This is a genomic window from Clostridium sp. YIM B02506, from assembly GCF_022324845.1.
In the GTDB taxonomy this organism is placed as follows: Bacteria; Bacillota; Clostridia; order Clostridiales; family Clostridiaceae; genus Clostridium_T; species Clostridium_T intestinale.
In genome coordinates this window covers 198,994-221,903 of sequence record NZ_JAKGTG010000002.1, presented here as the reverse complement: position 1 = coordinate 221,903, position 22,910 = coordinate 198,994, and the positions used below count along the sequence as shown (strand labels likewise).

26 protein-coding genes are annotated in these 22,910 nt (G+C 29.2%); 14 read left to right on the top strand and 12 right to left on the bottom strand.

Annotation, left to right across the window (positions count from 1 at the left end):
* Together L1S49_RS02990 and L1S49_RS02985 are read right to left on the bottom strand one after the other, a co-directional pair.
* A complete protein-coding gene (locus tag L1S49_RS02990; protein ID WP_238902502.1) occupies nt 1-1,455 on the bottom strand; it encodes a HAMP domain-containing sensor histidine kinase in 1,455 nt (484 codons plus the stop codon).
* A gap of 9 nt (nt 1,456-1,464) precedes the next feature.
* A complete protein-coding gene (locus tag L1S49_RS02985) occupies nt 1,465-2,160 on the bottom strand; it encodes a response regulator transcription factor (RefSeq protein WP_238902501.1) in 696 nt (231 codons plus the stop codon).
* A 259-nt stretch (nt 2,161-2,419) separates the two neighbouring features.
* Here L1S49_RS02985 and L1S49_RS02980 point away from each other — a divergent pair, with 259 nt between their 5' ends.
* Nucleotides 2,420-4,423, top strand: a complete 2,004-nt coding sequence (locus tag L1S49_RS02980) for a methyl-accepting chemotaxis protein (protein ID WP_238902500.1) — start codon at nt 2,420-2,422, stop codon at nt 4,421-4,423.
* 160 nt (nt 4,424-4,583) lie between these two features.
* Nucleotides 4,584-5,684, top strand: coding sequence for a GGDEF domain-containing protein (locus L1S49_RS02975; RefSeq protein WP_238902499.1), 1,101 nt, complete (start codon nt 4,584-4,586; stop codon nt 5,682-5,684).
* 70 nt (nt 5,685-5,754) lie between these two features.
* On the opposite strand, the gene L1S49_RS02970 is transcribed toward L1S49_RS02975, so the two are convergent.
* Nucleotides 5,755-6,609 (bottom strand): CorA family divalent cation transporter, encoded by an 855-nt coding sequence (locus L1S49_RS02970; RefSeq protein ID WP_238902498.1) that lies wholly within the window; start codon nt 6,607-6,609, stop codon nt 5,755-5,757.
* A 117-nt stretch (nt 6,610-6,726) separates the two neighbouring features.
* Between L1S49_RS02970 and namA the strand changes: the two genes are divergently transcribed.
* Entirely contained in the window at nt 6,727-7,743 is a 1,017-nt protein-coding gene (gene namA, locus L1S49_RS02965) for an NADPH dehydrogenase NamA (protein ID WP_238902497.1), read from the top strand.
* A gap of 26 nt (nt 7,744-7,769) precedes the next feature.
* On the opposite strand, the gene L1S49_RS02960 is transcribed toward namA, so the two are convergent.
* Nucleotides 7,770-8,030, bottom strand: coding sequence for a hypothetical protein (locus tag L1S49_RS02960; protein WP_238902496.1), 261 nt, complete (start codon nt 8,028-8,030; stop codon nt 7,770-7,772).
* Between the two features lie 143 nt (nt 8,031-8,173).
* Between L1S49_RS02960 and L1S49_RS02955 the strand changes: the two genes are divergently transcribed.
* The gene (locus tag L1S49_RS02955) at nt 8,174-8,551 is read left to right on the top strand and encodes a helix-turn-helix transcriptional regulator (RefSeq protein WP_238902495.1); all 378 of its coding nucleotides are present in this window, start codon (nt 8,174-8,176) and stop codon (nt 8,549-8,551) included.
* 20 nt (nt 8,552-8,571) lie between these two features.
* On the top strand, nt 8,572-9,150 hold the full coding sequence (gene clpP, locus L1S49_RS02950; protein ID WP_238902494.1) for an ATP-dependent Clp endopeptidase proteolytic subunit ClpP: 579 nt from the start codon (nt 8,572-8,574) through the stop codon (nt 9,148-9,150).
* A gap of 49 nt (nt 9,151-9,199) precedes the next feature.
* On the opposite strand, the gene L1S49_RS02945 is transcribed toward clpP, so the two are convergent.
* On the bottom strand, nt 9,200-9,541 hold the full coding sequence (locus tag L1S49_RS02945; RefSeq protein ID WP_238902493.1) for a hypothetical protein: 342 nt from the start codon (nt 9,539-9,541) through the stop codon (nt 9,200-9,202).
* A 230-nt stretch (nt 9,542-9,771) separates the two neighbouring features.
* Between L1S49_RS02945 and L1S49_RS02940 the strand changes: the two genes are divergently transcribed.
* The 3 genes from L1S49_RS02940 to L1S49_RS02930 all read left to right on the top strand — a co-directional run bounded on the left by L1S49_RS02940 (nt 9,772) and on the right by L1S49_RS02930 (nt 12,056).
* The gene (locus L1S49_RS02940; RefSeq protein WP_238902492.1) at nt 9,772-10,485 is read left to right on the top strand and encodes a 4Fe-4S dicluster domain-containing protein; all 714 of its coding nucleotides are present in this window, start codon (nt 9,772-9,774) and stop codon (nt 10,483-10,485) included.
* A 100-nt stretch (nt 10,486-10,585) separates the two neighbouring features.
* Nucleotides 10,586-11,554, top strand: a complete 969-nt coding sequence (locus L1S49_RS02935; RefSeq protein ID WP_238902491.1) for a Gfo/Idh/MocA family oxidoreductase — start codon at nt 10,586-10,588, stop codon at nt 11,552-11,554.
* A 28-nt stretch (nt 11,555-11,582) separates the two neighbouring features.
* Nucleotides 11,583-12,056, top strand: a complete 474-nt coding sequence (locus tag L1S49_RS02930; RefSeq protein ID WP_238902490.1) for an HIT family protein — start codon at nt 11,583-11,585, stop codon at nt 12,054-12,056.
* A 25-nt stretch (nt 12,057-12,081) separates the two neighbouring features.
* On the opposite strand, the gene L1S49_RS02925 is transcribed toward L1S49_RS02930, so the two are convergent.
* Complete coding sequence (locus L1S49_RS02925; RefSeq protein ID WP_238902489.1) at nt 12,082-12,789, bottom strand: YjgB family protein; 708 nt, start codon at nt 12,787-12,789, stop codon at nt 12,082-12,084.
* A gap of 570 nt (nt 12,790-13,359) precedes the next feature.
* Between L1S49_RS02925 and L1S49_RS02920 the strand changes: the two genes are divergently transcribed.
* Complete coding sequence (locus L1S49_RS02920; protein ID WP_238902488.1) at nt 13,360-13,914, top strand: GNAT family N-acetyltransferase; 555 nt, start codon at nt 13,360-13,362, stop codon at nt 13,912-13,914.
* 293 nt (nt 13,915-14,207) lie between these two features.
* A complete protein-coding gene (locus tag L1S49_RS02915) occupies nt 14,208-14,780 on the top strand; it encodes a phosphatase PAP2 family protein (protein WP_073018895.1) in 573 nt (190 codons plus the stop codon).
* A gap of 89 nt (nt 14,781-14,869) precedes the next feature.
* Here L1S49_RS02915 and L1S49_RS02910 read toward each other — a convergent pair whose 3' ends face one another.
* Together L1S49_RS02910 and L1S49_RS02905 are read right to left on the bottom strand one after the other, a co-directional pair.
* Entirely contained in the window at nt 14,870-16,195 is a 1,326-nt protein-coding gene (locus L1S49_RS02910) for a HAMP domain-containing sensor histidine kinase (RefSeq protein ID WP_238902487.1), read from the bottom strand.
* Nucleotides 16,188-16,877: a response regulator transcription factor gene (locus L1S49_RS02905; protein ID WP_238902486.1), complete on the bottom strand. Its 690-nt coding sequence runs from the start codon at nt 16,875-16,877 to the stop codon at nt 16,188-16,190. Before L1S49_RS02905 ends, L1S49_RS02910 begins: the two co-directional genes overlap by 8 nt.
* A 168-nt stretch (nt 16,878-17,045) precedes the next feature.
* Between L1S49_RS02905 and L1S49_RS02900 the strand changes: the two genes are divergently transcribed.
* A complete protein-coding gene (locus L1S49_RS02900) occupies nt 17,046-17,741 on the top strand; it encodes a VTT domain-containing protein (RefSeq protein ID WP_238902485.1) in 696 nt (231 codons plus the stop codon).
* 71 nt (nt 17,742-17,812) lie between these two features.
* Entirely contained in the window at nt 17,813-18,352 is a 540-nt protein-coding gene (locus tag L1S49_RS02895; protein WP_238902484.1) for a GNAT family N-acetyltransferase, read from the top strand.
* Between the two features lie 52 nt (nt 18,353-18,404).
* Here the strand turns inward: L1S49_RS02895 and L1S49_RS02890 are convergent, their stop codons facing one another.
* Nucleotides 18,405-19,283, bottom strand: a complete 879-nt coding sequence (locus tag L1S49_RS02890; protein ID WP_238902483.1) for a substrate-binding domain-containing protein — start codon at nt 19,281-19,283, stop codon at nt 18,405-18,407.
* 174 nt (nt 19,284-19,457) lie between these two features.
* Here L1S49_RS02890 and L1S49_RS02885 point away from each other — a divergent pair, with 174 nt between their 5' ends.
* Nucleotides 19,458-20,717: a DNA polymerase IV gene (locus tag L1S49_RS02885; protein ID WP_238902482.1), complete on the top strand. Its 1,260-nt coding sequence runs from the start codon at nt 19,458-19,460 to the stop codon at nt 20,715-20,717.
* 14 nt (nt 20,718-20,731) lie between these two features.
* Nucleotides 20,732-20,995: a hypothetical protein gene (locus L1S49_RS02880; protein WP_238902481.1), complete on the top strand. Its 264-nt coding sequence runs from the start codon at nt 20,732-20,734 to the stop codon at nt 20,993-20,995.
* Nucleotides 20,996-21,036: 41 nt separating this feature from the next.
* On the opposite strand, the gene L1S49_RS02875 is transcribed toward L1S49_RS02880, so the two are convergent.
* From L1S49_RS02875 to L1S49_RS02865, 3 genes are all read right to left on the bottom strand, one after another.
* Nucleotides 21,037-22,056, bottom strand: coding sequence for a substrate-binding domain-containing protein (locus L1S49_RS02875; RefSeq protein WP_238902480.1), 1,020 nt, complete (start codon nt 22,054-22,056; stop codon nt 21,037-21,039).
* 119 nt (nt 22,057-22,175) lie between these two features.
* Nucleotides 22,176-22,403, bottom strand: coding sequence for a DUF2922 domain-containing protein (locus L1S49_RS02870; RefSeq protein WP_073022484.1), 228 nt, complete (start codon nt 22,401-22,403; stop codon nt 22,176-22,178).
* A 35-nt stretch (nt 22,404-22,438) separates the two neighbouring features.
* Nucleotides 22,439-22,663 (bottom strand): DUF1659 domain-containing protein, encoded by a 225-nt coding sequence (locus L1S49_RS02865; RefSeq protein WP_021801143.1) that lies wholly within the window; start codon nt 22,661-22,663, stop codon nt 22,439-22,441.
* Nucleotides 22,664-22,910: the final 247 nt, after the last annotated feature.

The window sequence follows — 22,910 nt, the reverse complement described above, 5'->3', positions numbered from 1 at the left end:
CTAAACCTCCATTTTAGGAAAAGTAAGTGTAACCTTAGTTCCAACATTGACCTTACTTTTAATATCTATAGAAGCATTGTGTTTAGTTAAAATGTTTTTAACAATGCTTAACCCTAAACCTGTACTTCCTTTTTCTTTAGACTCAATCTTAGTAGCTCTATAAAAAGGTGAAAATATATTTTCTAGCTCAGTTTGTTTAATACCTATACCTTCATCTTGAACTATAAGTTTATAAGATGAATTTTCAGTTAAAGAAGTAATCTTAATAGAAGAGTTAGGATAACCGTATTTTATAGAGTTATCTAGAATATTTATTATAACTTCTTTAATCTTATCTTCATCACCATATATAGTCATATCTTCTTGTACATTTAAGTTTATAGATATACCATATCTATGAGCCTTAATACTTAGTTCTTCTGCAGTACTTTTTATGACTTTAGATAAGTTTAATTCTTTAAACTCATAACTAAAATCATTTGATGAGCTTTTAGATAGTTCGAGAAGTTGAACAACCATACGATTTAATCTATTTCCTTCAGAAACAATCTTATTAATGCCTCTATTAAAGAATTCTTCATCTGTAAAACCGTTATCTTTTAAGATTTCACCATAACCAACAATTGTTGTAATAGGAGTTTTAAGTTCATGAGTAACATTGTCAAAGAAGTTTTTTTGCTGAGCAGACAACTCTTTTAAAGTATCTCTATCTTTACTTATGATGTCTAGTTGACTCTTTATCTTATCAACCATGAGTTTAAAACTCTTACTTAACTTACTTACTTCATCTTTGTTAGAGTTAGTTTTAAGGGAGACATTCCAGTTGCCTTCTGTAATCTTTTCTGCTTGAGTTGTAAGAGTTGTTATGGGTTTTGTTATTTGCTTAGAGATTAAGTAAGAAAGAAACACACTTACAATGAATATAAGCACAGAAACTGGAATAACTCTGTTTAAGAAGCCGTAACTCTGATTAAATAAGTAAGTATAATCTCTAGAATATCTTAGAACAGCTATAACTCCATCATTACTGACTATTGGATAAGAAAAATAAACTGTAGTTTCTTGATTTTTATTATCAATAGTATAGGATATGTTTCCAGCTAAGGCTTGAGTTAAATCTTTAGAGTTAGTCAAAGAACTATTTCCCATAGAGTATAAAACTTGAGAGCCAGTGTTATATAAAGTTACACTAGTACCTAGCTTATTACTGATCTCTTTAGATAAGTTAGGGGCTTCAATCCTAATAGAAGTCTCATTAAGCTCTATTGTTTTTCCCAGGAAATATTGCTTCAAATATAAGTCGATACCATTTTTGGTATCAGTTACTTCTTTATTAATAAAATACTCGTTATTACTATTTAAAACTTCATAAGATGAACTTATTAAAGCCATTAGGGAGATAGATGTAATAAATATAAATGAGATTAAAAGTTTGTTTCTTATAGATAAACTCATATTCACCTCTTAATTAACAAGCTTATAGCCAATGCCAAAAGCTGTTTCTATAATAGAGTTGTTCTTATTTTCATCAAGTTTTTTTCTTACTCTTTGAACATGAATATCAACAGTTCTAGTATCACATACAAAATCTATTCCCCACACACTATCTAAAATCTGACTTCTTGAAAGGATTCTTCCTTTATTTTGAGCTAAGTAAAGTAGTAGGTCATACTCTTTATTAGTTAAGTCTACAACACTATTATCCTTAATTACAGAACGTTCATCAGTATGAATTTCTATATTATCTCTCAATTTAATTACATTAGAGTTATAAGAAGAAACATTAGAAGAGATTAGTTCAATTCTCCTAAACAAAGCTTTAACTCTTGCTATAACTTCTCTTATATTAAAGGGTTTAGTTATATAATCATCAGCACCCAATTCAATTCCTAAAATCTTATCTACCGGATCAGATTTAGCTGTTATCATAATTATAGGTACATTGTAGTTTTTAGTTATTAATTTACATAAATCCAAACCATTTATATCAGGTAACATTAAATCTAAAATAACTAAGTTGGGGATAAACTTATCTAATAACTCGCGAGCCATAGCTCCATTATTAGCAACTTTAGTTAAAAAGCCCTCTTTACTAAGAGCATAGGAAAGAATATCTCCTATAGACTCCTCATCTTCAACAATCAAAATTTTTTTATTCATGTTTAACACCTCGCATAAACATAGCTTAAACTTATTTTAGCATATAATACGTAATTTAAAGATAGGAACACCTAATTTGTTACAATACTGATACAAGTTAAGATAAAAGATTAATAGTTATTTTAAAATATTTAAATAATAGTAAAAATTACATTTATATAGTAGCTTAAGTGTGATAAAATAATGTCGATAATTAAAACACAGGCATGATAAATAATAAGGATTTTTGTCATTTATCACAATAAAAGGGGGAGTTTAATTGCCTAGAAACAGGAAAATGAACATAAAAGGGATACGTACTAAGCTAATGGTTAGTCTTATATCCATATGTCTAATACCATTAGTTATATTGGGATTGTCAAATTATAGACAAGCAAAAAACACTTTAAGTAAAAATTTTGAACTTACAAGTAAACAAACAGTAGGTGAAATTAATACATCACTTAATTATTATTTTGATGCGATGTCTATTCAACTAAAGATGGCAAGTCAAAATGTTAACTTTACAAAACCAGAAGGCACTGCTGATAGAAGTCAGTATACGGAAGCTTACTTAAAAGATATAAAAGCAAGTAATGTTGATGTTTTAAATGCTTATTATGGTACAGAAGGTGGAAAGTTTTTAGTTTATCCTAAAGTTGAATTACCTAGCGACTTTAACCATAAAGAAAGAGATTGGTATAAAGAAGCTATTAAAAATAAAGGAAAAGTTTTCTATACAAGTCCCTATGTAGATGTAGCAACTGGACAAACAGTTGTAAGTTTAGTTCAAACTGTAGAGGATAATGGTGCTATTGTAGGGGTTGTAGGAGTTGATGTTTCACTTGAAAGAATGACAACTACTTTTGAAAACTCTAAGGTTGGAAAAAATGGTTATGCGTATATAAGTGATAGTAACGGCGTTATAATAGCACACCCAAATAAAGAGATAGTAGGTACAGAAGAAGCAAGTAAGCTTTCTGTTTGGAATTACATAAAAACAAGTACAAGTGGATTTACAGATTATGAATATAATGGTGATAAGAAGTATGCAACTTTCACAACTAATGAAAACACTGGTTGGAAGATAATTGGTTCAATGAGTGAAGATGAAATAAGTGAAGATGTAGATTCAATAAATAATGCAATGTTTATTACAATAGGAGTAATGATTTTAATATCAACTATATTATCCTATTTTTTAAGTAAGTCAATGGCAAGTCATGCAAAGGCTTTAAGAGATGCATTTAGTAAAACTGCAAAAGGTGACTTAACAACTAGAGTAGATATAAAGTCAGGAGATGAATTTGGATTCTTAGGAAAAGACTTCAATATGATGATAGATAATATATCTGGTCTTATGTCAGAAGTTAAAGTGTCATCAGAAGTTGTATTAGAAACTTCTACAAACCTTGCAGCTATGGCAGGGGAAACAACAATATCCATAACTCAAGTTTCTAGAGCAATAGAAGAAATATCTCAAGGTGCTACAGAACAAGCATCTAATGCTCAAGATGGTGCAATGGGTATGAGTGTATTATCAGAAGGAATAGATGAAATTGCAGATACCACAAACCATTTAGAACAAGTAGCCTATGATGCATTAGATTTAGGACATATTGGATTAGATGTAGTTAAGGAACTTGCAGGTAAGTCAGACAGGACCAAAGAAGCTTCTAATGAAGTAAGTCAGATAGTTACAGACATGAGTCAGAAAACAGAACAGATTAATATGATTTCTGATGCTATAGCAGATATTACTGAACAAACAAACCTTTTATCTTTAAATGCAAGCATTGAAGCTGCAAGAGCAGGTGAAGCTGGAAGAGGTTTTGCAGTAGTAGCAGATGAAATAAGAAAACTTGCAGAACAGTCTAAACAATCAACAGAGGAAATCAGAAAAATAATTGAAAGCATACAAACTATGTCTAAAAATGCAGCTAAGGCAATGAATGAATCAAATGACTTAGTAAAAGACCAAGATATAGCAGTAGAAGAGACAGAAAAGATATTCATAAAAATATTGGATGCTATAAATGATTTAACTGAAAGAATCAAACAAATAGGTAGTTCGGCAAAAGTAATTGATGCTAAAAAAGATGAAGTAGTAGGACAAATTGAAAACATATCTTCTGTATCAGAAGAAACTGCTTCAGCATCAGAAGAAGTATCAGCTTCAACAGAAGAAATAAATGCAACTATGGATGAAGTTACAAGATATGCACAAGATCTTCAAGAGTTAGCTAAAGCTCTTGAATTAGGAATACAGAGATTTAAATTATAGTAAAAAAAGGTCATTCTGCTTAGGTGGAATGGCCTTTTTTAGTTTATAAAAGCGAAATAAATAAAAGTAATTATTATGTAAAAATAATTATGGACAAATATTGTAAAATAGGCTATAAAATAGTATAATTTTAAGAAATAATATTTTAGGGGGTGAAATTATGGTTAGTGAATTATTTATAAATACACTGTTACTTATTTCTTTTACATTCATAGGGGGACATTTATTAAAGGAATTACCTCAAAATATTATGAAAGATGTAAAAGAAAGAATATTATTAGGAATAGCTGGAGGAATATTAGGTATTTTCATGATGATCTATACCATAAATATTTTTGAAACGCAAACATTCTTAGATCTTAGAATATTAACTATAATGATTGTGGATATAGTAGGGGGAATAGCAAGCGCAGCAATAGCAGGAGTAATTATTTTATTTTTTCGTATAAATTATTTTGGATTAAATCAATCTTCTTTAGTTGCAATTATTCAAGTGATATCCTGTCTAATATGCTTTTATATTTTAAATAAAAAGATTAAAGAGTTTAATAAAAGATGGTTTACAGCCTTGGGAATTTCATGGGTGATTTTATTTTTAACTTATGGATATTTATTAAATGAAGTAGAAAAAAATTATTTGATTATATCAGAATTTTCTATAGCCTTTTTATTTGCTGGAACACTAGAATATTTTTTATTAAAATATGCGTTAAAATCAAATGAACTCTATAGAATATATAAAAAAAATTCCACTCAAGATTTTTTAACTGGACTAAATAATACAAGAAATTTTGATAAATTAGTAAATGAAACTTTTGTACAAGCTAAGGAAAACAAATTTAATTTATCTTGTTTAATGGTAGATATAGATCACTTTAAAAGAGTAAACGATACTTATGGACATCCTGTAGGAGATATAGTGTTGAGGGAGCTTGCAGATATTCTTAAAAATAGTGCTAGATCTTTTGATATCATAGGTAGAGTTGGAGGAGAAGAGTTTTGTATATTGCTTTTAGATTGTGGACAAGAAGAAGCCTTCCAAATAGCATCAAGAATAAGAAAAGCAGTAAAGATATATGATTTTGAAATCGGGAATAAAGAGTATATTAACATAACTGTATCCATAGGAGTATCAACCTATCCAGATAAAGTAGTTGATTTAGATAAGTTAAAAGAAATGGCAGATAGAGCATTATATACAGCAAAAAGAACTGGAAGAGATAAGATTTGTAATGATGATAGATGTATATTTGAGATATAGTAATTTTAGCTAAAAGAGTGAGACAAACGTATTAAAAGAAGATTTGTAGCACTCTTTTTATGAGATAAAATTACATATATTTGTTTTTTCTAAATAAATATATTTCTATGATTATTATTAAAATTAATAAAACCATAGATAAGGTAAAACCATAATAGTTATGAAGAAGAGGCATAATATCAAAGTTCATACCAAATATACCTGTAATTATAGTTGCAGGTAGGGATATAACAGTAATTATAGTTAAAACTTGCATTGTTTTATTCATCTTATTAGATGATAGGGAGTTATACATATCTATACATGAATATATTGAGGATTCTATATTTTCAACCATGTTTATAGTATTATCTAGAACAAAAATCAACTTTTCATATAGAGGTAAATCGTCTAACTCATCATCAAGATAACTTATCATAGACTTATAGAAAGCAGTATTTCTTTTTATTAAGGAACTTTCTTTTTTCATTATAAGAAGTTTTTTGAAATCAATATGACCTTTATCTATAGCTTTCTCAAATAGTTCATTTAAATCATCTTCTAAACCTAATAAGGTATCAGTGTAGGTTATAGCTAGATATTGAAAAAGGAAAAGTAATATAATTATAGAATTAAACCTGCCAGCGATAGAACCTTTTTCTTTTAAAAAGTCTATAAAATCTTGTTCTTCAAAATCTAAAATAAGAATATCATTGTCTATAACTGCACGTATTTGTATATTGAGATTATTAGTATTATAGGGAATCTTTAAAAATATGTTCTTTTTATCCTTTACAACTATATCAGTATGTATATTAGTAGTAAATTTTTCGCCCATACTTATGGTGTGATCTTCATCAATTATATAAGAAACTAAATTTGGAATATCTTTATTCCATTCTTTATCATATTCAATATTTAAATCGGAGAAAATAAGTGTGCTCATGTATTCACCATCCTTAAAAATAATTTTAACACAAATAATATATAGAGCAACTTTAAAAAAATTAGTAAGTAATATATAATTAGCTTAAATATAAACTAAAATATTGGAGGTAGTCTAATGGCAAAAATATTTGATACTTTTAAAATCAAAAACATAACTTTTAAAAACAGAATTATGATGGCACCTATGTGCATGTATTCAAGTGATGAAAGTGGAGAAGTTAAGGATTTTCATATTCATCACTATATAACAAGAGCAATAGGAGGAGTTGGCGGAATAATTATTGAAGCTACAGCTGTTGAAGAAAGAGGTGTAATATCTCAAAAAGACTTAGGTATATGGAAAGATGAACACATAGAAGGATTAAAAAAGCTAACAGATTCAGTTAAAGCTTATGGTGCACCAATAGGAATTCAACTAGCTCATGCAGGAAGAAAATCTGAATATCCAGGAGATATAGTTGCGCCATCTGAGATAGCTTTTGACGATAAAAGCAAAACTCCTAAAGAGTTAACAAAGGATGAAATTAAAGATGTAGTAGAGTCATTTAAAAAAGGTGCCCTTAGAGCTGTAAGAGCAGGCTTTGACTTTATAGAAGTACATGGAGCGCATGGATATTTAATAAATGAGTTTTTATCACCACTATCAAATAAAAGAGAAGATGAATATGGTGGAACTTTAGAAAATAGGGCTAAATTCTTAGACGAAGTATTAAAAGCAATAAAAGAAGTAGTTCCAGAAACTATGCCTATAGTTTTAAGAGTATCTGCCTCAGACTTTACTGAAGGTGGAAACACTCCAGAAGATACAGCTAAGATAATAAACTTAGTAAAAGAAAATGGAATAGATTTAATAAACGTAAGTGCAGGAGCTGTAGTTCATGCAAAAATCAACCTATATCCAGGTTATCAAGTAAAGTTTGCAGAAGTTATTAAGAGAGATACAGGAATACTAGTTATGGCTGGAGGATTAATCTCAGATAAGAAAATGGTAGATGAGATACTTGGAAATGAAAGAAGCGAGTTTGTCTTCCTAGCTAGATTACTACTTAGAGATCCATATGTGATTTTAAAATGGGCTAAAGAAGAAGGAAGAGATGACTTAATACCAGAACAATATAAAAGAGGATTTTAATATAAATATAGCTGCACACCAAGGATTTAGTGTGCAGCATTTAATAAATAACAAGCTTCATCATAATCATTTTTATGAACATAAATGTAATACATGGTTGAAACTGTAGAATTTTCACCAAAGCTTCCCATAGTTGCTCTACGTGAAGCAATTAAGTTAGGACTATTATTGCTAGAAAGTTTAATCTTATAATTAATATTATTCATTTGAAGGAGATGTTGAGCTCTATTAAAATTCTCAAGAGAATTACCTATAAAAACCTCTCTTTGATTCCAAAACATAATCATGAAAATCACTCCTTATAGTCTTTAACCCAATTATAACATATCTTAATTATGCTAGAAATCACTTTAGCAAAAAAAGACAGGATTTATAAAAAACCATAAACTATAATATAATCAACAGATATAAACAAGGTAGGTGTTTAAGCTTGAACTATGATGCCTGTATTAAAGAATCTATTGAATACATTGAAGACAATTTAGATAACAAAATAGAGTTAAAAGAACTTGCAGATAAAGCTTTTTTATCAAAGTATCATTTTCATAGAGTATTCCATTCTGTTGTTGGGGAACCAGTGGCAGAATATATAAGAAAAAGAAGACTTAAAGAGGCAGCAAGTGAACTAGTAACTACAGATAATAAGATAGTGGATATTGCGTTAAAATATCAGTTCAGTTCTCAAGAGGCCTTTACAAAAGCGTTTAAAAGGATTTATGGAGTTCCTCCAAGAGAATTTAGAACAAGTAAGGTTATGGTATTTGATAGAAGAAGTTCTAATGTAACTAAACTTTCTATGGCAGCATAAAGTTAAAAGGAGTGATAAATATGAGTTATGTACCAATGGTTGTTGAACAGACTAATAAAGGGGAAAGGTCTTATGACATATATTCAAGACTTCTAAAGGATAGAATAATAATGTTAAATGGAACGGTAACAGATGAAAGTGCAAATACTATAGTTGCTCAATTATTATTTTTAGAGTCAGATAATCCTGATAAAGATATTAACTTGTATATAAATAGTCCAGGAGGTTCTGTAACAGCAGGCATGGCTATATATGATACAATGCAATATATAAAGTCAGATGTATCAACTATATGTTTAGGATTAGCTGCAAGTATGGGATCTTTTTTATTAACAGCAGGAGCTAAAGGAAAAAGATTCGCTCTTCCAAACAGTGAGATTCTAATACATCAGCCTTCAGTACATGGAGGTTTTCAAGGACAGGCGACAGATATAAAAATTCATGCTGATTGGTTATTAAAGACTAAAGCTAAGCTAAACAGAATATATAGTGAAAGAACAGGTCAACCTCTTGAAAGAATAGAGCAGGATATGGAGAGAGATTACTATATGACGGCAGAAGAAGCTTTTAAGTATGGAATAGTTGATAAGGTCTTATAAAGAAAACACACTTCTAGGATTTTAGAGGTGTGTTCTTTTTTATAACTAATTACTTTGGGTCGTTATTTTCTCCTCCAGTTGAGAATATAAGATATTCATCTTCACCAATCTTAAGATAGATAGTTCTTGCAGGTCCTTTAAAATCTAAAGTATCACTATAGATTTTTTTGCCTGTAAGTTTATGTAATGGATCAGAAATATAATATTTAGGTTTATTTTCCCCAGTTAGTGTTATAGTATTTTCGTAACTAGGAAAACTAAAGCTGTCAAAAGTCAGTTTAGTTGGATAAGCAAAAATATTAAAAGTTCCGTAGATTGCTCTATTACTAAGCGCAATAAATAACAATAGTAGTATAAAAATTTTCAAAAACCTTAGTTTTGATATTTTCATATTAATCACCATAAAACCTTATTTAAAAGATGTTCTCAACTTAATTATAAAGGGCATTTACAATGTTTTCAATTAATTGGAATAATGGTAAGAAACATTTAAGATATTCATATTTATGTCTAAATAACATTAATCTAATTAAATTTCCGTGACGATGGTAACATTAGTTACTGAATTTATAAACTTTATTTACTATAATTTAAATATAAGTTAATAGTGGAGGGGTTAAAATGATTAGAAAAATTGTTAATATAGATAAAGAAAAATGTAATGGTTGCGGTATTTGTATAACAGCATGTCATGAAGGAGCATTAGAACTTGTAGATGGTAAGGCTACTTTAGTTAGTGATATATATTGTGATGGACTTGGGGATTGTCTTCCAGGATGTCCAATGGATGCTATTAATATAATTGAAAGATCAGCAGAAGAATATGATGATGATGCAGTTCAAGAAAGAATCAAAAGCAAAAATGAAAAGAAGAATAGAAGCATGGATATAATGGACTTTACACCATTTGGGATAGCTTCTCAAAATAATAAGATTAAGTCAACTAAAGATAAGGAAAAATCAGAAGAGGATGAGGTTTCTGCATTAAAACAATGGCCATGTCAGATAAAATTAGTTCAGCCAACAGCAGGCTTTTTTAGAGATGCTGAACTTTTAATAGCAGCAGATTGTACTGCTTATGCTTATAGAGACATGCATAGCTTAATGGAAGGAAAAGTTACCCTTATAGGGTGTCCTAAACTAGATGAAGGAGACTATTCTGAAAAACTTGCCTTAATATTAGAGAAAAATAATATAAAAAGTTTAAAACTTGTTAGAATGGAAGTACCTTGCTGTGGTGGTTTAGAAGTAGCTATTAAAAATGCTATGCTTAAGAGTGGTAAGGTAATACCTTGGGAAGTAGTAGTTATAAGTAGAGACGGAAGAATATTATAATAAAGAAGGTCACTTTATAGTTAAACATTATAAGGTGACTTTTTGTTTTTAGGCATGGTATAATTCTCCTATATCAATAAAGATAAGAGGAGGAATTATTATGAGAACTATAAAGTGGGGAATAATAGGACTTGGTGGTATAGCAAATAAGTTAGCTCAAGCTGTAACTTCAATGAGTAATGTTGAGTTAGTAGCAGTTGCTTCAAGAAGTAAAGAGAAGTCAGAAGCTTTTGGAAATAGATATGGTGTAACTAAAGATAAGTGTTATGGAAGTTATGATGAAATAGTTAAAGATAAAGAAGTTGAAGTAATATATGTAGCAGTTCCACATAATTTTCATAAGGAACTTTCTATATTGTGTCTTAAAAATGGTAAAGCAGTATTATGCGAAAAACCTGTAACTATAAGTGAAGAAGAGATAAGAGAAGTTATTAAAGTTGCAGAAGAAAACAAAGTATTCTTTATGGAAGCTATGAAGACTAGATTTTTACCAGTTCATAGAAAGACCAAAGAATTAATTGAGGAAGGAAAAATAGGGGAAGTTAGATTACTTCAAGCGGACTTTGGAAGTTTAGTTCCTTTTGACCCAGAAGGAAGAATATATAACAAGGATTTAGCTGGAGGAGCATTGTTAGATGTTGGAGTATATAATATATCCTATAGTGCATTTATATTTGGAAACAAGCCAAAGGCTATTGATAGCACTCTTTATATAGGTAAAACTGGTGTGGATGAAAATGTATCTGTAACCTTAACCTATGAAAATGGGGAACAAGCACAGCTTTATGGTGCAGTAAATGCTCCAACAATAAGAGAAGCTAACATAATTGGTACCAAGGGAAGAATATGCATCCCAAGATACTCAAGTGGAGAAAAAGTTATTTTAATGTCAGATGGAAAAGAGGAAGTAATAGACCTTCCTTTTGAAATAAATGGTTTTGAATATCAAATTGAAGAAGTAAGTAACTGCATAAGAGAAGGAAAACTTGAAAGTGAAGTTATGAGTTGGAAAGACTCCATAGAAGTAATGAAGATTATGGATGAAGTTGCTAGAGGAAAGAGAGTATAATTAATATATAGTTACTGGAGGTAATATGATGTATAATCATGAACCACAAGGATATATTTGTCCATTTTGTAACATAGTTAAAGGGATAGAAAATGAACATGTATATACAAAACAAAAAGATATAATATATAAAGATGAGTATATAACAGCATTTATAGCTTCAGGATGGTGGGAGAATAATAAAGGACATGTTATTATAATTCCTAATAAACACATAGAAAATTTATATGATTTATCTTCTCAAATATCTTATAAAATACATGATTTTGAAAGAGAAGTTGCAATTGCATTAAAAGAAGTATATAAATGTGATGGAGTTTCTACAAGGCAGCATAATGAACCTTCTGGGGATCAAGATGTCTGGCATTATCATCTTCATGTATTTCCAAGATATAAAAATGACAATTTATATGAAACAGATAGAAGGAACTCAGAACCAGAGGAAAGAATAGAGTATGCAGAGAAACTTAGAGAATATTTCAGAAATAAAAGGTCAGAATAAGAACTAACTTATTCTGACTTTTTAACTACCACTCTCTCCCTGGATCATTAGCCATAGAATTTACTGTTCCTTTGGGATAAAGAACAGAATAATGATCTAGTTTAGGATCACTATTAGTTTTAGTAGGAGAAGAGAATACAAATAATAATTTATATTCATCCCCAGCTGTATAACCTATGATTTCTTCTCCATTAGATTTTACATCATGAGCTGGTGTTCCATAGGCACTTTTTATTTCTGAAAGGGTTAGGTTTTTTAAGCTAGGATCAAAAGATCTTGCTTCAAATATCTGAGCTCCTTTATTAGAACCAAATACTAAATTATGTTTTGAGAAAGTTGAGTAGTTGCCTTTTGCAGAGGCTACCCAATCAGTTTTGTCAGCTGTACCTAATTTCTTTTCTATATCTGAAAGATTTGAGTTTTTCACTCCAAATTCACTGTTTATTATTTTCCCTTCCATAGCAAGCTTTTTAATATTATCTAAAATAATTTTATTATCAGCTTGACTATTAGAATTAGAAGGTGTTTGTGGCGTTGTATTTGGTTTAGAAGAAGAGTCACCACCAGTATTTCCGCTCTCATTAGTAGGATTTTGTGATACATTATCTTCAGATTCAGTAGAAGGTTTATCTTCGTTTGTAGGTTTTGAGAAATTAGAGCAACCTACAAGAAAAACAAATGAAAGAGTAAAAATAGTACAAATAATAGTTTTTTTCTTAAAGTATTTTAACATAGTAATCCTCCTTCAATTTAACTTATAAGAAGCCAATAGTTCTTATAATATACAATTAAAGATTATGCTTCTAGAAAGAGAAAGTCAATTACTATAAGGTTACAATAAAAGTATAAAAATGGTAAAAGGTTAATAATATCATGATGGGAAATGGTTATACATAGATAGAGTAGATGATGAAATAGCTAAAGATATAGAACAATTATTATTAATAAAGAAAAGACCAAATAAAAAGTTTAAGAGTAGTTAGAGAATTTATAAGAGGTAGAGGTGTGCTGGATTTTTGTGTGATTATAACTATTGACAAGTTGATTTAAAGTATGTATGATGAAAAGTTAAATGTTTTTTGAGAACATCCTTTGCCTAACAATATTATTCTAACTTAAAAACTACAAGTGTACAAGAAAAAATAAGAATGTTTAAGTATATATTTGAAGCTTGGGTGTTAGTTAATACTAGTATATAGTAGAGGGATATATGAGACTTAGTACTTTTAATAACTAATGCTATAATGTTTTTGGATAGAGACGTCTTTATACTAATTGCAGATAAATTTGGAGAGTGATTTTAGTGAAAACAGTTTATGAAACTGAAAGACTTTTATTAAAAGTAGTGGATAAATCCTATTCAGAAATGGTTCTTGATTATTATTTAAGAAATAAGTCCTTTTTAGAAGCCTGGGAACCAGTGAGAAATGAAGAGTTTTATACAAAAAAATATCATGAAGAGCAGCTAGATAAAGAACTAACAGAAATTAAAAATAATAACTCATTTAGACTATGGGTATTTAAAAAGGAAGATGATTCTAAAATAATAGGTTCTATAGCTTTTACAAATATAGTAAGAGGGATATTTTTATCAACTTATCTTGGTTATAGATCAGACCAAGACGAAATAAATAAAGGATATATAACGGAAGCAATTCAAAAAGGAATTGAAATTATATTTAATGAGTATGGGTTGCACAGGATTGAAGCTAATATTATGCCAAAAAACAAAATGTCTTTAAGAGTAGTTGAGAAATTAGGTTTTTATAATGAAGGATTATCATATAAATATTTAAAGATAAATGGAAATTGGGAAGATCATATACATATGGTTTTATTAAATAATAATATTAAATAAAAGTGTAAAAAATAAGGAGCACTTCATAAACGAAGTACTCCTTATTTTTATTTAGAATATTCTCCATACTCACAGCCAGTATTTCTAATTTCCATATGATCAATTAGAACTTTTTCACATAGTTTAATTTCATCATATCCAATACCTCATTGCAATAATTTTAATTTTATTATAACATAAATAATAACAAAACTTGAGGATTCACAATTCTTAAAGAAAAAATAACTATATTTTAATCTGTTTCTAATTAAAATGGTTAATAATATAAACAATAAGAAAAAAGGGGGCACAAAATGGATATATTAAGAAGAATACATACATTTGATAATTATATACTATTCACTATAAGTAGACGTATTAAAAATAGATATTTAGATAAAGCGATGCCCATGATAACTAGCTTAGGCAACTTGGGTATTATATGGATTATAATAGCTGGGGTTTTGATGATAAATGAAGAGCGTAGATTAATTGGAGAAGTAGTTCTATTAACTTTGATTATCAGTACTTTAGTTGGAGAAGGAATTATAAAACATATAGTTAGAAGAGCAAGGCCATGTAGTTACAAGGAGAGTATGCACTTATTAATTGACAAGCCTTTATCATATTCTTTTCCATCAGGGCATACATTATCATCTTTTGCTGTTGCAGAAGTTTTATCAGCGTATTTTGTGCAGTTTAGAATAATATTTTTAGCTATAGCTTTCTTAATAGCTTTATCAAGAATTTATTTATATGTTCATTACCCAACAGATGTAATAGCAGGAATGATAATTGGTATAGTCTGCTCTAAGATAGTGTTTATAATATTGCAGGGGGGATATCTTCAGGGAATGATTTTATTAGATAGAATATTTACATATTAGCATAGAAATCTTTATTTTAATGACAGGGAACGTATATTCTGGTATAATGTACAGGCATTAAAATAAAGGGTGCTTTTATAAATTACTTCCTAAATATAATTTAAAGTTGGAGAAGTTTTTAAAATCAACTTAACTAAAAAGGTATCATCTGTTTTTAAGGTGTGAAATTCTCCTTTATGGAGGGCTATAATTTTTTTGCAGTTTTTAAGTCCTATACTAGTACTATCAACTCTTTTTAGAGTATCTATTTTATTTTCTACGGTAATAACTATTTTTTCATTTTCTATATAGTATTTAATATTAACTTCTTTAGAAGTATCAGCATATTTAGATATATTAGAAAAAATGTTATCAAAAACTCTACGAATTGATATTAAATTAAGTTCTACAAAAAACAGCCTATCCCAGGAATCAACATTAAAGGTAAAACCGTTATTGCCTAAGGTTAAAATTTGCTCTTGAATTAACTGTTCAAATAGTTCATTTCCATTAAATATTTCTAATTTTAAGTCATCGCTAGTATTGAAGACTGTAAAGTATTCAAATAATTTATCAGATAAATATTTAATTTGGTATGCCTTTTCTCTACTATTATGAATATATTGATTAAAAGCTTCATTAGTTTTATATTTTTTGTATTCTATAATATCAAGATATCCAACTAATGCTGTAAGAGGAGTTCTAAGGTCATGAGATAGTGCAGTTATTAATTCACTATTAGCAAGTCTTGCTTCATTTTCGCTTTCTAGCTTTTCTATAAAAGACTTTCTCATATCATCAATACTTTGAGCTAAGGATGAAAGTTCATCATTACTTTTTATAGATATGTTATAATTCAAATCTCCACATTCTAATATTTTTATTTCCTTTTCAAGCTGACCTATGTAGCCTATCTTCTTATTAATAAAAAACAGCATAAGTATTATGAAAAGTAGTGCTGATATAAAGACTGAAAAGAATATTAATATATAGTAGTATTTATACTCAAAAAAACACTCCATATGTAGTTTAGCATTACCATCAACAAAAGGAATATCAACAAGAACATTAGTAGGAAATATAGGAGCTTCCTTGTATTGTTCATAATTTGTTACTTCGCTAGTTAAGTTAGAAGTATAAACTAGGTTATTATCCTTATAAAGATATATGTCTACATACTTTTCATTACCAGCCCAGTTTTTTAGAGAATCATAATCATTTATAGATAGCTTATTATATGAAACATAGTCTTTAAATTCTGATATAGCTTGCTTTTTTTTATCTAATAAAAAGGATGTTTTATTAAAATAGTTGTTTAATAATTTTTCACCAAGGTTATTTATTAAGAAAAAGATTAAAATAGATACTATAAACGAAAAGATTAATGATAGTATTAATTTTACTTCTAACTTAGTAAAGAAAGCTTTTCTACTCAATTCGATACCCCTTTCCCCAAACTGTTTTAATATATTCAGGATTTTGTGGATCTTCTTCTAATTTACTTCTTAAGTTTCTTATATGAACCATAACTGTATTATTACATGAATAGAAGTAAGGCTCTCTCCAGATGCTTTCATAAAGGTTTTGGGCTGAAAAGATTTTTTTTCGATTTTGTGCCATTAATAAAAGAATGTTGTATTCTATCTCTGTCAAAATAAGCTCTTTTCCATCTACTGAAGCTTCATTTGAACTTGTATTTATTATTAAGCTATTAATACTTATTGAATTGTCGCTATCTTTTATCTCTTTTCCTTTATATACATAATATCTTCTAAGCAAGGCTTTAACTCTTGATACTAATTCTGTATATGAAAATGGTTTAGATAGATAATCATCACTTCCAGCTGAAAAAGCCATATATTTATCTGAGTCTTGGGACTTTGCAGTTAAAAATAAAATAGGAGCACTTGTTTTTTCTCTAATTTCTATACATGCTTTAAAGCCAGTCTTTTTAGGCATTACAACATCAAGGATTATTAGATCAATTTCATCATCCACTTTGTTTATAGCATCCTCCCCATCTACTGCCTCAACTACATTGTATCCTTCACTTTCCAATAAAACTCTGACTATTTCTCTTATATCTTCATTATCATCTGCAATTAAAATATTTTTCATAATGCATTGATCACCTCCGCATGTTATTAGTATATATCTCAAAATATCTTAAATCTATACATTTAAAGCTACTTAAGATTTCTTAAGATTTGATGTACCTAAATCTTAAGATGTTAAAGATAAACTTTAGAATATCAAGTCAAAGCATAGATGAAGAAGGAGATAGTTATGGAAAAAACAAAAAAAATATTATTAGGGAAAATAGCCTTGATAATTTTAGGGATCATAGTTGTAATATTAGCATTTAGATATTTACCACAACTTATTGAATTAACTACATCACTTGATAAGTTTAGAGATTATATAATTTCTACAGGAAAGTTTGGGGCTTTTTTAGTTATATTTTTTCAAATAGTACAAACTGTAATTGCACCAATTCCAGGAGAAGCAATTCAGCTTGCTGGAGGTTATGTATATGGTGTCCCTTTAGGATTACTTTATTCAGTTATAGGAATGATGATTGGGTCAGTTATGATTTTTTACTTTACAAGATTCATAGGTGCCTCCTATGTAGAAAAACGAATAGATAAGGAAAAATATAAATGGCTTTTTGATATTATGGATAGCAAAAAGTTTACTGTTACCTTATTTGTGTTTTTTATTATCCCAGGATTACCAAAGGATTTTTTGATATATCTAGCAGGATTAACACCAATAAAACCAATAAAGTTTTTTGTAATTTTACTGGTAGGGAGGTTACCTTCAATAGCCGCTCCTGTGGTAATAGGTGCTAATATACATTATGAGAACTATACCTCAATAATAGTAATTTCAATTATAGCAGTGGTATTATTTATTTTGGGTATGGTATATAAAGATAAGATTATAGAAAAACTTTCAGGAGCTGAAGCTGAAGAAGTATAGTCATTAGGGATAGACTGTAAAAGAAAAGTAGTTTTGATAACATATATGTAACAATTATAGGAGGAGAATTTATGATAGAAACTAAAAAAGAAAATATAGTTACACTAACCATAGCTAAAAAAGAGGAATTACAGAAATTTAAAAAAGACCTACAAGAATCATTTACTTATGCAATAGTTAAAGAATTTGGGGAGGATTCAGATAAACCTATCCCTTCAGATAAAACTATAGAAGAATCTTTTAATGCTAAAGGAGCCATTGTTTATCATATATTATCAGATGGAAAAAAGGTTGGTGGAACTGTAGTTGTTATAGATAAAGAAACACAACACAATTCTTTAGATCTACTTTTTATTAATATAGATGCCCATAGTAATGGAATTGGCTATAAGGCTTGGAAAACCATCGAAGAAAAACATCCTGAAACTAAGGTTTGGGAAACTCATACACCATATTTTGAGAAACGTAATATCCACTTCTATGTAAATAAATGTGGATTTAAAATAGTAGAATATCTAAATAAAAATCATCTAGGTTCACATGAATCAGAAGATGAAGAATTACCAGGAGGAGAAGATTTCTTTAGATTTGAAAAAGTTATTCATCAATAGTTTTAATAAAGAAGTAAAAAATAATAAAAGGCTAAGTTGAATTAAAATATGTTCAATTTAGCCTGTTAAAGATTTCATCTTTTTTATAAATCCCAGTAGCAACAAGGGTTTTATCTATATTACTTTTATCAACTGCTATTGGAACAACTATTCTTTTAATTGCAGCTAAGTCAGCATCTTGACCAGTTACAGCCGTTTTTCCAGCTAAACCATGTTCACTTAAAGCTGCTATTACAGCACCAGCAGTTGCATCATTTGGAGCTAAAACACCATCTATTTTATCGGAAACATTATTTAGAATATCAGATACAATTGTGTATGAATCTATAGGAATCCATCCTTCAATTACCTTATCTGCTATTATTTTTACTGATCTATTTAGGACTAAAGGAGTTATATATTCCATAGCCCCTTCTTTGAACAGCTCTCCTTTAGGTGATCCAGATAAAAGAATGTAATTTCCTTTTGGAACATATGTTGTAAGGTACTTTCCTTGAAGTTCTCCCACTCTTATATTGTTAAAACCTATAAAAAAGTCTATATCGGAATTTATTGCAATTGCCTCATAGGAAATCACTTTTATTCCTACAGCATGAGCATCTTCCACTAGTTGTTTAGTACTTTCCTCATCTATTGGGACAATAATTATTATACTAACTTGTTCAGTTATCATAGTAGTAACTTGTTGAGCCTGTTTAACTGGGTCGAAATCAAAGTATTCTATTTCTAAAGTAGCTCCTTGAGCATCAGCTTCTTTTTTCATGGCAGCAGCGTCCCTAATCCATCTATCTTCTCTTTGATTAGGAAGGGAAACTCCTATTAATATTTGCCTAGGGATGTTTTGATTAGGGGTAAATAGATTTTTATTATTTAGTAAACGACTAACAGGAACATAAAAAACATCTGGAATTGATACATATATGCGGTTCACCTATTATGTTTAATATATTAATAGTTTATTGTTGTTATTTTATTATAGTTCAATAAAATAGAAATATTATTAATGTTTTATGGGTTTGACAAAAACACCCCCTTTACATGAGAACGTTAGTTCGATATAATAATATTAATTTCATTAATATTGGTAATAGAGGAGTAGTGAAAGATGAATGGGAATAAAAGATTAATATTTCATATAGATGTTAATAGTGCTTATCTTTCATGGGAGGCTGTTTATCGCTTGCAGCATGGAGATAAAGTTGATTTAAGGAATATATGTAGTGTAGTTGGTGGAAGTGAGCAAAGTAGACATGGAATAGTCCTAGCAAAGTCTATCCCAGCTAAGAAGTTTAAGGTGACAACTGGTGAAACTCTTTATAATGCAAGACAAAAGTGCCCGGGCTTGTTGGTAGTTCCACCTCGTTATGAGCTTTATATGCAGTGCAGTAATGCCTTAAATGAAATATTACAAGAATACACTAATAAGATACAACGTTTTTCAGTAGATGAAAGTTTTCTTGACTTTAGCAATATGGAGAACTTATATCCTGATCCAATAAAGCTTGCTGAGGAAATAGGAACCAGAATTAAAAAAGAATTAGGATTTACTGTAAATATAGGTATATCAAACAATAAACTTTTAGCTAAAGTGGCCTCGGATTTTCAAAAACCAGATAAAATACACACCCTATTTCCACATGAAATAAAGAATAAGATGTGGAAACTACCTGTGGAAGATTTATTTATGGTAGGAAGAGCTACACTACCTAAACTCCATAAATTAAATATCTATACTATAGGGGAACTTGCAAATTATGATCTTAGTCTTTTAACTTATCACCTCAAGAGTCATGGCAGACTTATATGGAACTATGCAAATGGAATAGATGATTCTGAGGTAAAAGCAGATAAAAATATTGATATGAAGGGGATAGGAAACTCTACTACTATACCTTATGATGTTAGAGATAGAGAAACTATTCAGTTGATAATTTTATCTCTTGCAGAGATGGTTGGAGAGAGGCTTAGAAAGTCTGAAAACTACTGTAAGGTTATTTCTATTTCTATAAGAAGTAGCGATTTCACAAACTATTCTCACCAAAGAAAATTAGTTTGCCCAACTGATTCAACACAAAAGATTGCAGAAACTGCATCAGAACTATTTAATGAAGCATGGAAGGGAGAACATGTGCGTCATGTAGGTGTTCATGTTACGGATTTATCTACAAATGCGTTTTATCAATATGATATTTTAGATTCTAGAAATGTAGATAAGATGCGTGACTTAGATAAGGTAATAGACAAAATTAGGCTAAAATACGGACAGAAATCAATAGTGCGTTCATCCTTCATAAAATCAGGAGTTAAAAACATGTCTGGTGGAGTAGGAGAAGATGAATATTTAGTTATGTCTAATTTATTATGAGGAGCTGGTATTAAGTGAAAGTTATAGCTAAATCCATCGATGTAATTGCCTGGTTTACTGAAGCTGGTGAGCCTAGTCCTATAAGATTTAGAATGAAAAATGAGGACCAATCTACTACCATAATTAAAGTAGATAAAGTGATTTTTAAAGAAAAAGAAAAACTAGCTGGAAATCCCATGCTAGTTTTTAGATGTCAAAGTATGATTAATAAAATAAATAAAATTTATGAATTAAAATATGAACTCCAAACCTGTAAATGGACTTTATTTAAGATGTAGAAGCAATAACACTTTAAAAGGCTAAGTTGAATTAAAACTATTCAATTTAGCCTTTTAAAGATTTCATCTTTTTTATAAATCCCAGTAGCAACAAGGGTTTTATCTATATTACTTTTATCAACTGGTATTGGATCAACTAGGATTGAGGGAACGTCCTTTAATCCGTTATTAATATCATTAGTTACATCAATTACACTTCCATTAACTAATCTAATAGCTGTATCCACAGCTGTTTTAGCAAGTTCTCTACTGTCCTTAAATACAGTCATCAATTGAGTCCCATCAACTATTCTTTTAACTGCAGCTAAGTCAGCATCTTGACCAGTTACAGCCGTTTTACCAGCTAAACCATGTTCACTTAAAGCAGATATTACTGCTCCAGCAGTTGTATCATTTGGAGCTAAAACACCATCTATTTTATCAGTAACATTGTTTAAAATATCAGATACAATTGTATATGCATTTAGAGGAAGCCATCCTTCAATTACCTTATCTGCTATTATTTTTACTGATCTATTTATAACTAAAGGGGTTATATACTCCATTGCTCCTTCTTTAAACTGTTCTCCTTTAGGGGACCCTGATAAAAGAATGTAATTTCCTTTTGGAACATATGAGGTAAGGTACCTTCCTTGAAGTTCTCCCACTCTTATATTGTTAAAACCTATAAAAAAGTCTATATCTGAATTTTTTGCAATTACCTCATAGGAAATCATTTTTATGCCTACAGCATGAGCATCTTCCACTAGTTTTTTAGTGCTTTCTTCATCTATTGATGCAATGATTATTATATTGACCTTTTCTTTTATCATTTCAGCTACTTGTTCAGCTTGTTTTACTGGATCGAATTCGAAATATTCTATTTTTAAAGTAGCTCCCTGAGCATCAGCCTCTTTTTTCATGGCAGTAGCATCCCTAATCCATCTATCTTCTCTTTGATTAGGAAGGGAAACTCCTATTAATATTTGCCTAGTGATGTTTTGATTAGAGTTAAATAGATTTTCATTATTTAGTGAATATCTAACAGGAACATAAAAAACATCTGGAATTGATACATACATGCGGTTCACCTATTATGTTTAATATACTAATAGTTTATTGCTGTTATTTTATTATAGTTCAATAAAATAGAAATATTATAAAAAAGGTGGTTGAATAAAATCCAACCACCTTAAATATATTACTTGTTTTTCTTAAAATCGATTTTCTGAGTCTCTTTAGTAGTTATTTTTGCACTATAACTGTCTATAAATAACCCATTTTTACTCAAGAAAACTTTTCTCTCTACGATTGTATCCATTAATGAAAGTATCTCTTCATCACTTAGGTTATCTTTAATGCCTGCAATTGTTAAAGTTGATTTATCGCCATTTTCGTTAAGGAAAGTTAGCGTTAGGGCTCTATCCATAATATTGCCTCCTCTTGTTAATAAACTTTACTTTTTTAAACTTCAATTAATTCTGATAGATCACTTTCAAGAAATCTACCTGTATTATCAGCTAAAACAGCCTTTATAGCTTTTGCTACAACAAGAAGATCCTCAGGTGTAGCATTAGGATTTAATCCAGAAAAGGTCTTTTTTCTATAGAGTATTTCTCCAGAACTTTTTGTTCCATTTTCAATTTCTAATATTAGTGATTTAGAAACTAAACTTGTTTCTGCAGGCATTTACATCACCTCCTCAGAAATTACTATCAATATAAAATACGCACAATTAAGATATTTTAACAAAGTACAAGTATAAAATTTGAACGAAAAATGTTTAAAGATATATTAAATTGTCTAATAGGAATTAGAAATACAGTTGTACAAACGTACAGCTGTACAACTGTACAATTGTACAGAAATACAAAAAATAAAGTGTACAATATTACAAAAATTAAACTGTACAGATGTACAAGTGTACAAATGTACA

Bases quoted from the DNA above. Each gene is read 5' to 3' on its own strand.
- L1S49_RS02990 (WP_238902502.1), bottom strand. From the start codon at position 1,455: ATGAGTTTATCTATAAGAAACAAACTTTTAATCTCATTTATATTTATT.
- L1S49_RS02985 (WP_238902501.1), bottom strand. From the start codon at position 2,160: ATGAATAAAAAAATTTTGATTGTTGAAGATGAGGAGTCTATAGGAGAT.
- L1S49_RS02975 (WP_238902499.1), top strand. From the start codon at position 4,584: ATGGTTAGTGAATTATTTATAAATACACTGTTACTTATTTCTTTTACA.
- L1S49_RS02970 (WP_238902498.1), bottom strand. From the start codon at position 6,609: ATGAGCACACTTATTTTCTCCGATTTAAATATTGAATATGATAAAGAA.
- namA (WP_238902497.1), top strand. From the start codon at position 6,727: ATGGCAAAAATATTTGATACTTTTAAAATCAAAAACATAACTTTTAAA.
- L1S49_RS02960 (WP_238902496.1), bottom strand. From the start codon at position 8,030: ATGATTATGTTTTGGAATCAAAGAGAGGTTTTTATAGGTAATTCTCTT.
- clpP (WP_238902494.1), top strand. From the start codon at position 8,572: ATGAGTTATGTACCAATGGTTGTTGAACAGACTAATAAAGGGGAAAGG.
- L1S49_RS02945 (WP_238902493.1), bottom strand. From the start codon at position 9,541: ATGAAAATATCAAAACTAAGGTTTTTGAAAATTTTTATACTACTATTG.
- L1S49_RS02940 (WP_238902492.1), top strand. From the start codon at position 9,772: ATGATTAGAAAAATTGTTAATATAGATAAAGAAAAATGTAATGGTTGC.
- L1S49_RS02935 (WP_238902491.1), top strand. From the start codon at position 10,586: ATGAGAACTATAAAGTGGGGAATAATAGGACTTGGTGGTATAGCAAAT.
- L1S49_RS02930 (WP_238902490.1), top strand. From the start codon at position 11,583: ATGTATAATCATGAACCACAAGGATATATTTGTCCATTTTGTAACATA.
- L1S49_RS02925 (WP_238902489.1), bottom strand. From the start codon at position 12,789: ATGTTAAAATACTTTAAGAAAAAAACTATTATTTGTACTATTTTTACT.
- L1S49_RS02915 (WP_073018895.1), top strand. From the start codon at position 14,208: ATGGATATATTAAGAAGAATACATACATTTGATAATTATATACTATTC.
- L1S49_RS02905 (WP_238902486.1), bottom strand. From the start codon at position 16,877: ATGAAAAATATTTTAATTGCAGATGATAATGAAGATATAAGAGAAATA.
- L1S49_RS02900 (WP_238902485.1), top strand. From the start codon at position 17,046: ATGGAAAAAACAAAAAAAATATTATTAGGGAAAATAGCCTTGATAATT.
- L1S49_RS02895 (WP_238902484.1), top strand. From the start codon at position 17,813: ATGATAGAAACTAAAAAAGAAAATATAGTTACACTAACCATAGCTAAA.
- L1S49_RS02885 (WP_238902482.1), top strand. From the start codon at position 19,458: ATGAATGGGAATAAAAGATTAATATTTCATATAGATGTTAATAGTGCT.
- L1S49_RS02875 (WP_238902480.1), bottom strand. From the start codon at position 22,056: ATGTATGTATCAATTCCAGATGTTTTTTATGTTCCTGTTAGATATTCA.
- L1S49_RS02870 (WP_073022484.1), bottom strand. From the start codon at position 22,403: ATGGATAGAGCCCTAACGCTAACTTTCCTTAACGAAAATGGCGATAAA.
- L1S49_RS02865 (WP_021801143.1), bottom strand. From the start codon at position 22,663: ATGCCTGCAGAAACAAGTTTAGTTTCTAAATCACTAATATTAGAAATT.